At 33.2% G+C, this 10854-nt stretch carries 12 protein-coding genes; 3 read left to right on the forward strand and 9 right to left on the reverse strand.

All coding sequences use genetic code 11. From position 1 onward, the window contains the following. The 3 genes from AB8B65_RS16145 to AB8B65_RS16155 form a co-directional block, all read right to left on the reverse strand. Positions 1-480 (reverse strand): hypothetical protein (locus AB8B65_RS16145; protein WP_405302303.1); only part of this gene is annotated, 480 nt, incomplete at its 3' end. A 92-nt stretch (positions 481-572) separates the two neighbouring features. Continuing rightward, positions 573-1265 carry an SIR2 family NAD-dependent protein deacylase gene (locus AB8B65_RS16150; RefSeq protein WP_405302304.1) on the reverse strand — a complete coding sequence of 231 codons (693 nt, stop codon included), beginning with the start codon at positions 1263-1265 and terminating at the stop codon, positions 573-575. Next, complete coding sequence (locus AB8B65_RS16155; RefSeq protein WP_405302305.1) at positions 1247-2428, reverse strand: tetratricopeptide repeat protein; 1182 nt, start codon at positions 2426-2428, stop codon at positions 1247-1249. Before AB8B65_RS16155 ends, AB8B65_RS16150 begins: the two co-directional genes overlap by 19 nt. A gap of 110 nt (positions 2429-2538) precedes the next feature. On the opposite strand from AB8B65_RS16155, the gene AB8B65_RS16160 reads away from it, so the two are divergent. Beyond that, positions 2539-3201: a TrmH family RNA methyltransferase gene (locus tag AB8B65_RS16160; RefSeq protein ID WP_405302306.1), complete on the forward strand. Its 663-nt coding sequence runs from the start codon at positions 2539-2541 to the stop codon at positions 3199-3201. A gap of 349 nt (positions 3202-3550) precedes the next feature. Here AB8B65_RS16160 and AB8B65_RS16165 read toward each other — a convergent pair whose 3' ends face one another. Further along, the gene (locus AB8B65_RS16165) at positions 3551-4009 is read right to left on the reverse strand and encodes a DUF1801 domain-containing protein (protein ID WP_405302307.1); all 459 of its coding nucleotides are present in this window, start codon (positions 4007-4009) and stop codon (positions 3551-3553) included. Positions 4010-4196: 187 nt separating this feature from the next. Between AB8B65_RS16165 and AB8B65_RS16170 the strand changes: the two genes are divergently transcribed. Both AB8B65_RS16170 and AB8B65_RS16175 read left to right on the forward strand, forming a co-directional pair. Next, positions 4197-4367 (forward strand): hypothetical protein, encoded by a 171-nt coding sequence (locus AB8B65_RS16170; RefSeq protein ID WP_405302308.1) that lies wholly within the window; start codon positions 4197-4199, stop codon positions 4365-4367. Continuing rightward, positions 4354-4563, forward strand: a complete 210-nt coding sequence (locus AB8B65_RS16175; protein WP_405302309.1) for a VOC family protein — start codon at positions 4354-4356, stop codon at positions 4561-4563. The genes AB8B65_RS16170 and AB8B65_RS16175 overlap by 14 nt, the downstream gene beginning before the upstream one ends. 18 nt (positions 4564-4581) lie before the next feature. Here the strand turns inward: AB8B65_RS16175 and AB8B65_RS16180 are convergent, their stop codons facing one another. From AB8B65_RS16180 to AB8B65_RS16200, 5 genes are all read right to left on the reverse strand, one after another. Further along, complete coding sequence (locus tag AB8B65_RS16180; protein ID WP_405302310.1) at positions 4582-5088, reverse strand: GNAT family N-acetyltransferase; 507 nt, start codon at positions 5086-5088, stop codon at positions 4582-4584. A 16-nt stretch (positions 5089-5104) separates the two neighbouring features. Beyond that, positions 5105-6742 carry an alpha-amylase family glycosyl hydrolase gene (locus tag AB8B65_RS16185; RefSeq protein ID WP_405302311.1) on the reverse strand — a complete coding sequence of 546 codons (1638 nt, stop codon included), beginning with the start codon at positions 6740-6742 and terminating at the stop codon, positions 5105-5107. A 227-nt stretch (positions 6743-6969) separates the two neighbouring features. Next, the gene (locus tag AB8B65_RS16190) at positions 6970-7743 is read right to left on the reverse strand and encodes a carboxypeptidase-like regulatory domain-containing protein (protein ID WP_405302312.1); all 774 of its coding nucleotides are present in this window, start codon (positions 7741-7743) and stop codon (positions 6970-6972) included. Between the two features lie 115 nt (positions 7744-7858). Further along, complete coding sequence (locus AB8B65_RS16195; protein ID WP_405302313.1) at positions 7859-9664, reverse strand: DEAD/DEAH box helicase; 1806 nt, start codon at positions 9662-9664, stop codon at positions 7859-7861. Positions 9665-9845: 181 nt separating this feature from the next. After that, entirely contained in the window at positions 9846-10838 is a 993-nt protein-coding gene (locus AB8B65_RS16200; RefSeq protein ID WP_405302314.1) for a hypothetical protein, read from the reverse strand. Between the last annotated feature and the right edge of the window lie 16 nt (positions 10839-10854).

Consider the following 10854-nt stretch of genomic DNA (forward strand, 5'->3'; position numbering starts at 1 on the left):
ATGATTTGTGGTTGCTAGAAAAACATAAAAAGCTTCAATTTCCTGATCTCCATAAAATTTAATTACAGTATTGATAAAGCTTTCAAAATAGGTTTCGTCCATGTAACCTTCAGCTGGAAAAAAAACGTTGTTTGATAAAGGGAAACTAGTTCTTCCATTGGAAAGATCTAAAATAGCGGTATCCAGATCAAAAGTAGCTTCTTTAAGTTTGTACAATTCTACCCAACTTGTGCGCGTATATTTTACTTTAGTTAGCTCTTCGAGAAAATTTTCACTTGTACCTTTTGGCAGCTCTCCTCGAATTGTAAAAGGTTGTAGTGCAATGGCATAACTATCAAAAATAGTTGGCAATGTACGTTGTATAAAATAGCTACTTGCATTTGTTTCTTTTAACTTAGGATCAACAAATGGCGCTCCGTCACCAATAACAGTCGCGAAGGGTTTTATCCAACTTTCGATATCTTTTTTTACGAGTTTCATTTTTTTGTTAAATGTTAAATGTTAAATGTCAGTTCGAGCGCAGTCGAGAACACTACGAAAAAGGAAATTTAGTTTTCGATTTTGGGTATTTGTTAAAATTCCAATAACTTTTCCACCAGAGTGGCAACTCCTACAGAAGCTTTTTCAGTAATAACAGTAAGGTTTTGATACGCTTGGCGGTCTACCGCAGGTTTTGGATCAATGAAATAAATAGGAATATTTTGTGGGACGAAATTAATCAAACTCGCAGCCGGATATACTTGCATGGAAGTTCCAATAATTAGCAAAATATCTGCTTCTGTACATTCCGCCACAGCGGTTTCAATCATAGGAACATCTTCTCCAAACCACACAATATGTGGACGCAATTGCGAACCGCGTTGGCAGACGTCGCCCAAGAAAATATCGCCTGGACAATCGTAAATTTTGTACGGATAGTGTACACCTCGCATTTTAGACAATTCGCCATGCAAATGCATAATTTTTGAACTTCCTGCGCGTTCGTGTAAATTATCTACATTTTGCGTTACAATCGTAACATCATATTTAGTTTCAAGCGTTACCAAAGCTTTGTGTCCTTCATTTGGATTAACTTCCGTTAATTGTCTTCTTCGTTGATTGTAAAAATCTAACACTAATGCCGGATTTTTGTCAAAACCAACTGGCGAAGCCACTTCCATAATATCGTGTCCTTCCCATAATCCATCTGCATCACGAAATGTTTTTATACCACTTTCGGCACTAATACCAGCACCTGTGAGTACAACTATTTTTTTCTTTTCCATCTTTTATAAATACGTGCGTTTGGTAAGTTTATAAATTCGTTTGAGGTATCGTCAATATATTCGATCAAATCTTTTTTTAAGTATTCTTCGCTCTCAATCATTCTATTTAATAGCACAATATTGTCTTCATGCTTTTCCAATTGATCGTACAAATAGAGTAAATTTAGTTTTGCATTTTCAAAATTTGGATACTCTTTTATTATTTCAGCATAGGCTTTTTCGGCAAGTTCATAATCTTCAAATTGCCATGCTGCATTGGCACGAATATATTCTATAAAATCATCTTCGGTGGTTTCTTTCAGTTCATCTAAAAGTTGCATGGTAGCATTGTAATCTTTCAGCATTACATAATAATCGATTGCCATTAATTTCGTGGTTGGATCGTTCGGAAATTTCTTCAACAATTCATCAATAGCTTGCATGTGAAAGACGCGATTAAATTTTGAAGCAATGTCAATTTTTATAATATGGTAGATTCTTTTCTCCGTAAATTCTCCTTTTAAATTTTGAATGAGATTAAATGCTTTATCATATCTTTTCATTTTGATTAAGTTCTTGTACATGCGGATAAAAACCAAACTTCTTAATCGTTGTCTAGTAATTTTTGTGTCTTTACTGGGAATACTTAACTGATAAAAATCTTGATAGGTTTCACTCAAATATTGCCCTGTAGTGTATACAAAAACATCTTGTAATTGAAATTCCTCATTTTCAAAACTGAGTTGATAATCGTGGTAGTTTACACCGATATTTTCCGAATACATTCGAAATAATAAATGATATTTTCGTTCGTCTAAGTGATAATAATAATTTACAATACCGTACGAAGCATCCTCTTTAATGGCTTTTCGGATGGATTGTGGAAATAAGTGAAGTTTGTCAAAAAATACACCATCTTTAAATATTGAATTGAATTTTTTGACAGCAATATTTTCAGAAACTTCTTCATTGATAGACATTACTTTTTTGGCAAAGCTGTCCAAATTAAAATTATCCATAAAAAATGTTGAATCTTCTTCGTAAAAAGAATCTGAAAAACGTTGTCCAAACGCAATCACTTTTTCATCATTAACATCTTCATTTTTAGCAAACACTTCTGTTGTTTCTTGTGAAAAAGAAAGCAAGCTGCAAAAGGAGAGAAGACAGGAGAAAATATACTTCATTCATTATTTTTTTGGAGTTACTAAAATAATCAATTTATTAATTGTTTTATCACCATTTGACAAACATCTTATTATTTTGCATACTAGTGTTTTTATAATAGTTTTGTAACATGATTAATGAAGATTTATTAGCGCATTTAGAAGGATATCTTACCGAACGCAGAAAAGGCTTGTTTTCCAAAGTGTTAGCGCAACGAACACGTCATTTTACGGTAGCTGTAGAAGACGTATATCAATTACATAATACAAGTGCTGTATTGCGTAGTTGCGATGTTTTTGGTTTGCAAGATGTACATGTAATTGAAGAAAAATTAGGTAAAAAGATGGACCGAGAAATTGCTATGGGAGCGCAAAAATGGGTAGATATTCATCGATATAATGATACTAAAAGCTGTATTAAACAGTTAAAATCGCAAGGATATCGTATCATAGCAACGACACCACATGAAGATTCTCAATATTTATATGACTTTGATATTACACAAAAAGCGGCTTTCTTTTTTGGGAAAGAACAAGAAGGTTTGAGCGAAGAAGTACTATCGCAAGCAGATGAGTTTTTAAAAATTCCAATGGTTGGTTTTACGGAGAGTTTGAATATTTCTGTTTCGGCTGCAATTACCATTCAACATGCAACCTCATTATTGCGAAACTCTGAAATTCCTTGGCAATTAACAACACAAGAAATTTTAGATAAACGTTTTGATTGGTGCAAAAAAACAATTAAAAGTATTGATGATATTTTAAAGCGGTATCATCAGTTGAATGCTGACTAAAAAAATATAACTAGGCTATTAATAATAGAATACTATAAATCAAGCAAATTAGAGAAGCTGCAATTGAAGGAATTGTCATAAATAATGTAATAACCTGATCTTTTATACTTAACTAGGACATAATTAAGGATTTTTATTAATTACTCAAAAGAAATAAAAAAACAGCAACGAAAGAATTTGCGCTAGCATGAAAAAGTAAGCTAGATATTTTGCTTAAAAATTTAGATTAACGGTACTAATTGAAAGAAAAATCTTTGTTTTTACAAATATCTATGTTTGTTTAAAAATGTAACTATCTGAAATTTATAATTTTTCAGAATAGGTAAAAGATTTTAGTTTTTTTCTAGAGTTATCTGTTAACAACATTTGCTTCATACAAATCAATCCAATCTTGTGGCGCCATTTTAGCAGCCAATTCCGTGATTAAATCATACGGAATATCGTCCATCTTTTTGAATCGAATACAGCTTTTTCCCATGTCTAACTTGCGTTTGCAATGTTTAGGATATTCACCAACAAACCAATCCATTAATTCTTTATTTGCGTAAATTCCCATGTGATACAAGGCTACAAAATTCTTCTGAGAAGCAAAACTGATAAACGGTAGCGGCAATTTTGGATCGCAATGATAACCGTTTGGGTACGTATCATGAGAAACTACAAAAGCTGGCATATTATAACCAATAGTTTCTGTAAATCCTTTGGGTAAATTTTCTTGAAAAATGCTTCTAATTTTAGTAATTACTTCTTGGCGTTCTTCGGGAAGTTGAGCAATATATGCATCTACAGTGTTAGCATCGTATTTCATCTGATTAGGTGTTTTTTGGTAGTTAAAACTACTATTTTTTTAACGATAACCTACTATTTTTATAAAACTCCTTTTTTCTTTTTAATTTGAATTGATAAAATAAAAACTTAAATTTAATATTCCATTTTACATGTAAGTAGTTGTTTGTCAGGTTAAAGTATTCTGAAAGTACCTAAAAAAATGCATTATGGTAAACTGGTTTGAAATTCCTGTTGAGGATCTGAATCGCGCGCAAAAATTTTATGAAACTGTTTTTAAGGTTTCCATTAAAGTTCAAGATTTAGGAGGTTTATTGTATGGATGGTTTCCTCCAAAGCCAGCGTCTGAAAAGTTATACTGGCGCATTGATAAAATATAAATCATACATTCCGAGCAAAACAGATGGTATAGTGCTTTGTTTTGCTTCAGAAGATGTTGAGAATGAACTCGCTATTATTCCAAAAACAGGCGAAACAATCGTTCAAGGAAAAATACTAATTTCTCTAAATACAGACTATATGGCTGTTTTTATAGATTCGGAAGGAAATAGAATTGCGTTGTTTTCAAGAACGTAAGCTTATGTGTATTATTTTTTAAATAACTGCTGTTATGGAATGGATAACTCCTGGATTTCCATCAAAATCAAAATCACGTTCGTAGCCTAAATCAATTTTTTCTAGCACTTTTACAGAAGCAATATTGGCTTTCATGGCTCTGCCAATAATTCTTCCAATCTGCAATGTATTAAAGCCGTATTCGATACAAGCTTTCGCAGTTTCGGTAGCATATCCTTGATTCCAGTATTTTTTAAAGAATCGGAAACCAATGTCATATTCGTAAGCTGTTGTTGTAGGTTTAAGTCCACACCAACCTAAAAATTCATTTGTTTCTTTGTGAATAACTGCCCATCTTCCAACTCCGTATTTTTCGTATTGATCGTAGTTTTCTAAAAATGTCTTTGCATGATTGATGCTTTCAAAAGCAATATCACCTGTGTATTGTAATACTTCTTCGTCGAGATTTAAACGATAAAATGATGTTGCATCATCAATTGTTAATTCACGCAAGTAGCAACGTTTAGTTTCTAAGATTTTTTTCACGCAAGTAACATAAGTATTAGTGCAAAAGTGCGATAGAAAACTCAGAATCGATACTAACTTTTCCGTCTTTGACAACTGCTGTTTTTCCAGAATAATGATCTGTAATTGTTGTACCATCTTTAAACTGATTTCCAACGTTGATTTCTTTTTTTCCTTTCGGAAGATCTAATCCAACAACCACTTTATCCGTATTAAAACTTCTTGAAAAAACATACGGACTTTCTGAAATTATGCTATGTTTTCCTGCGCCAATTGCTGGATGTGCTTTTCGGAATTGTCCAAGTTTTTGCCAATGTGTAAGTAGCTTTTTTGTTTCTGAATCGTTCATCATGTCCCAATTCATAAACGAACGCAAGGTTGCATCGCCGTTTGTACCTTCAATAATTAATGGACGTTTTGTTTCATCGCCATAATAAATTTGAGAAATCCCAGGAGTTAGTAATAACTTCGTTGCCGATTCGTATGGTTTTGTTCGTGCTTTGTCAAAAGGATCGCCATCGTCGTGCGAACTAATATAATTCATCACACTTTTTCCTTTTAAATCGTTATGTAAAATTTGATCGTATTTAGAAAAAATGGTTTCATAATCTTTTCTCGCATCATATTTGAATTGAAAGTTGATCAAATTGTCAAAACCATTCGCATAATAATCTACTTTCTTATCACCAAAATCATAAAAACGTTTTGAGTCAATTCCGTAACCATACAATTCGCCCAACATAAAAAAGTCACTATCGTCCAATACAGCTTCTGGGTTGGCTGCTTTCCATGCTGCAAAAGCAACTTTAGCTTGCTTGTTTAATTCGTTCCAAGCACCTTCTTCTACATGTTTTACTGTATCAACTCTATAACCATCTACGCCATATCCGCGTACATAATCTGTCAACCATTTAATAATGTAATTCTTCGGGCTTCTAACTAAACCAGTCTTTTGAAAGAATTCGTCTAGTTCTTTCATTTCTTGCTCGTAGCGACCTTCGGCTTTCCATTTTTCCACCAATGGAGTAGGCAAGGAGACCGTTTCGTCGCTATTCGTTAATACATCAGGAAGATTTTTTACCAAAGTACAACTTACCGCAGTATCGTAGTTTTTATAAGTACAACCTGGCGCTGTTCGCACCCAATTGTTATCCCAAACAGGATCTTTTTCGGTTACAGGACCAGTATGATTCATAACAACGTCCATTAAAATTCGAATTCCGTGTTTGTGCGCTGTTTCAATTAACTCTTTAAAATCGGCTTCGGTTCCAAAATTTGGATCAAACTGTGTCCAATCTTTCGTCCAATATCCATGAAAAGCGTATGTATTTCCTGTTCCTTCATTTGTACTATCGTGAATTTGCTCTAATACTGGAGAAAACCATATTGCGTTTATGCCTAAATCGTCAAAGTAACCTTCTTTTATTTTTTGTGTAATTCCAGCCATATCTCCGCCCATAAAACCTCTTAGTTTTGCTGGTTCTTTGGTACGATTGAGATTGCGATCATTTTTTGTATTTCCGTTATAAAAACGATCTGTCAACATGAAATACACATTGGCAGCTTCCCAAATAAAAGGTTGTGTTTTTGTTGTCGTTTTAGGAGTTTCAGAAACTTTCGGTTTGCATCCAAAAAAGAAAAGAGAAATGAAAAATAAGACGAATAATTGCTTCATTTTGCAAGTGATTTTACATTAGTATTCCTGCAATATAAAGGTTACTGCGCTATTATCATATTGTAAAATTAAGATTGAATTAAAAAACAGTTACTACATCGATTGAGTTAACTATTTTCTTAATAACTAGTTTGAATTTGTTTTAGGAAATGGCAAAAAAGACAGTGAAATTTTGTGTTTTTTTTTAGAAAAAAGGAACTTACAATCAAGAATCAAGAATCAACAATTTATTTCTTCTTAGTTCTACTCAATATTTTATATTCTTCATAACAATCATTAATTGCATCTAAAATTTGTAGATCGTTTGCGTTGGTAATGAATGTTTTTGAGTAGTTACAAAGCGAAAGAATTTCATCAATATCTACACGTTCTACTTGTAGTAATTCGCGTAGCATTTGTCGGTCAAATTTAGAAGCTAAGAGTTCACGAATTTTATCGTCTTCTTTCATTTGACGTAATTTTCGCATTTGCTTCGGTTTTTTTCCGAATAGATTTTTTAAGAAATCAGCAGGATTAAAAATCGCTCCTAACACAGAAGAAATAGCACCTGGCGCATTTTGACCAGCTTCATATCCTGTAGAAAGTCCTGCAATTCTATAACGATAATTTGGACGTATTGGAACGTTTTTAGCGTCAATATCTAAATATCCTGTGAGTTGATATGGAGTTAATATTACCTTTTCAAGCGCGTACGCCAACTCGGTCATTCGAATTGTAGAAGAGCCTTTGTATTTTAACATGTCATTGGTAACACGAACTTTAATCGATTTGAATCCTAAAAAAGAAAAGAATAGCATATCATCTGCTTTGGCTTCAATTTCAAATTCTCCTTTTTCGTTCGTAATTACACCTTTAATAGTTGTTAAGTTTACAACATGCACCGTTTTCATAACTTTATCATCTGCATCGTTGACAACTTTAGCATACAGCTTTTTCATCTCCTGAGCGGAAAGTGTAGTAATTGTTAAAAATAAAAGTAGAAAAGTGTATACTTTTTTCATGTATGCGATTTTTGTAAAATAGCCTTATTGACCAATTTTAGCATAAAAATACTAAACAAAACTAAAAAAAGTGCGCCAAAGCGCACTTTTTACTTAATATTAACAATATTAACGGTTATTTTCTTCTAGATCGTCCTCTAAAACGTTCGCTTCCGCCACCGCTATCTCCAGCTCCAGAACGTCTTCTACGATCTCCGCCATTAGATGAAGCGCTATTATCGCTTCTACGACTTCTTCTACGATCTCCGCCGCCACCGCCATCTCTGCGTCTTCTTCCGCCGCCGCCATCTCTACGACGACGTCCGCCACCGCCACCGCCAGTGTTGGTAGATTCTTCCACATTTACAAAACGTCCATCAACTTTAAAGTCAGTGAAGTGCGCTAATACTTTTTCTCTCTTGTCAACATCTGTATTAAAGAATGAAAAACTATCTTTTACATCTACTTTGTATACATCGTCACGTCCTAAATCTAATGTTTCTTTTAAGAAATCTTTCAAACGCATCCAATCGTATCCATCTTTTTCACCAACATTGATAAAGTAACGTGTGCTATGTTCATTACTTCTTCCACGAGATGAACCATCTTCATTATTTCCTTTCGGCTGATTTAGATCGCGTTTTTTGTTATAATAATTGAAGAATCTGTTAAATTCAACAGAAACCATACGTTTGATTAATTCTTCCTTAGAAGTATCTTCGAAAATTTCGCTGATAGAAGGTAAAAACTTTTCTACTTCTTCGTTTACTTCCGTATTGTGAATTTTGTTTGCTAAGTGAAATAATTGAACTTGGCAGATTTCAATTCCTGTTGGAATCGCTTTTTGCTCAAATTTCTTTTGAATTTTACGTTCAATCGATTTTATTTTACGCATTTCACTTTTGGTAACAATTACCATTGAAACTCCTGTTTTTCCAGCTCTACCAGTACGACCACTTCGGTGCGTATAGGTTTCTATTTCATCAGGAAGTTGGTAATTAATTACGTGTGTAATATCGTCAACATCAATTCCACGTGCCGCTACATCGGTTGCTACTAACATTTGAATTTGACGTGTACGGAATGATTTCATCACTAAATCACGTTGATTTTGACTTAAATCTCCGTGCAATGCTCCGGCGCTATACCCATCTTCAATTAATTTTTCTGCAACCGCTTGTGTATCACGTTTCGTTCTACAGAAAACTACTGAAAATATATCAGGATTGGCATCTGCCAAACGTTTTAATGCTAAATAACGATCTCTTCCGCTTACTGCGTAGTATTCGTGACTTACTGTGTCTGTACCAGAGTTACGAGATCCAACCGTAATTTCTTTTGGATCGTGCATAAACTTTTTAGCAATAGTAGAAACTTCTCTTGGCATTGTAGCCGAAAATAACCATGTGCTTTTATCGTCTGGAGTGTGTGATAGAATTGCAGTAATGTCTTCATAGAATCCCATGTTTAACATTTCATCTGCTTCATCAAGCACACAATATTCTATTTTAGTAATATCAACCAAACGACGATTAATCATATCTTGCATACGTCCAGGTGTTGCCACTACAATTTGTGCACCTTTCTTTACTTGTCTTGCTTGATCTGTAATACTAGCTCCACCATAAATAGCGACTACATTTATGTTTTCGTATTTAGAGTAGTTTTTTAATTCGTTGGTAATTTGTAAACACAATTCTCGCGTTGGCGATAAAATAAGTCCTTGCGTTGTGCGGCTACTTGCGTCTATTTTTTGAATAAGGGGAAAACCAAAAGCGGCAGTTTTACCTGTTCCGGTTTGGGCAAGTGCCACAATATCAGTTTCTTCGTTAAGTAATAATGGAATTGCTTTTTCTTGAACTTCACTAGGCGTTTCAAAGCCCATATCTTGAATTGCGCGCAAAAGCGAATCTTGAAGACCTAATTCTTCAAATTTTGTCATACTATAATTTTAAAAGGTTCGTACAGCTTCTTGCTGTGTTGAGAAGTTACATGGAGCGTTACGACCTATTAAAATACTTTGACGCTGCATAACTTCATCCCGCTCTGGGATTTCAAGGCGCAAAGTTAGTGTTTTATTTTTAATAATAAAATTATGTTGTATTTTTCTTAAAATGAGCGTTTTAAGGTTGATTTTGCAGTGAAACTTTTAGTTGAGGATAATCTATGCCGAATGCTTTTTGGTTTTTGAATGGAATTTTTAGGGTGTCTTTTTCATTGAATGGAATCCAGATTTCGAGATCGTCTAAATTTTTAAGTTCATGCTCGGTTAATGAAAGTGGCTCAGTTTCAATCTTTGGTCTATGTTCGTTTTTAAATTTTAGATAAAAATGCTCTCCAAGAATATTATCTACATTACTTGCATTGATGTTTGAAAAACTTATTTGTTGAGTGTTTTTAGAATCATCTTGAATGAAAATTACAGGATAATCAGAAATTTCATCTTTTAGAGCTCCTATGAAATAATGCTTTCCATTAGCAACTATAGATTTGATAGTATGATTAGAACTTAATATATAATTGCCACGTAAATCAAATAGATTATAAGTAGATGTACTGGTACAGCAGGCAAATTGAATAGTTACTAAATAACCTTCGTTTTGGTAAATTTCTAATGCATCAGAAAAAAAGTTCAATTCATAGCTAGGTAAACAGATTGAGTCTAGATTGAAAATTTGTAAATTATGTTTACTTCCTATGAAGCCAGTTAATTTAAAATCTCGATATGTTTGTGTTAACCTTTTAAAAAGATAACTTTTTTTTGGTTTTGTAGCATCTAGAGTAAGTCTAATATCAGTAAGTTCTATCTTTTGGAGATATTCATCATGCTCTCCTATTTCAATGTGTTTGTTTTCGAATGTTGGTTGGATATTATAGATGCTGTCAAATCTTTCAAATGAATATTTTTTACGATTATATTTTTTTTGAGTTGAAAAAATACTGTCGTCTATTAAAATTTTAAAACGATAAAGATCACCATTTGCTTTCGGAAGATTTACTTGTAATAAAGTATCATTAACTGTTTGCAGATATACAATCTCCTTTTTAACAACTATTTTTGTGCAAGAAGTAATAAAGATTAGTTGTAAAACAACTAAAAGTCTAAATATTTTCAAAATTGATCATTTTTTA

The organism is Kordia sp. (assembly GCF_045105435.1).
In the GTDB taxonomy this organism is placed as follows: domain Bacteria; phylum Bacteroidota; class Bacteroidia; order Flavobacteriales; family Flavobacteriaceae; genus Kordia.

Excerpts from the sequence above, each read along its gene's own strand:
- AB8B65_RS16150 (WP_405302304.1), bottom strand. The coding sequence starts at position 1,265 with ATGGAAAAGAAAAAAATAGTTGTACTCACAGGTGCTGGTATTAGTGCC.
- AB8B65_RS16155 (WP_405302305.1), bottom strand. The coding sequence starts at position 2,428 with ATGAAGTATATTTTCTCCTGTCTTCTCTCCTTTTGCAGCTTGCTTTCT.
- AB8B65_RS16160 (WP_405302306.1), top strand. The coding sequence starts at position 2,539 with ATGATTAATGAAGATTTATTAGCGCATTTAGAAGGATATCTTACCGAA.
- AB8B65_RS16165 (WP_405302307.1), bottom strand. The coding sequence starts at position 4,009 with ATGAAATACGATGCTAACACTGTAGATGCATATATTGCTCAACTTCCC.
- AB8B65_RS16170 (WP_405302308.1), top strand. The coding sequence starts at position 4,197 with ATGGTAAACTGGTTTGAAATTCCTGTTGAGGATCTGAATCGCGCGCAA.
- AB8B65_RS16185 (WP_405302311.1), bottom strand. The coding sequence starts at position 6,742 with ATGAAGCAATTATTCGTCTTATTTTTCATTTCTCTTTTCTTTTTTGGA.
- AB8B65_RS16190 (WP_405302312.1), bottom strand. The coding sequence starts at position 7,743 with ATGAAAAAAGTATACACTTTTCTACTTTTATTTTTAACAATTACTACA.
- AB8B65_RS16195 (WP_405302313.1), bottom strand. The coding sequence starts at position 9,664 with ATGACAAAATTTGAAGAATTAGGTCTTCAAGATTCGCTTTTGCGCGCA.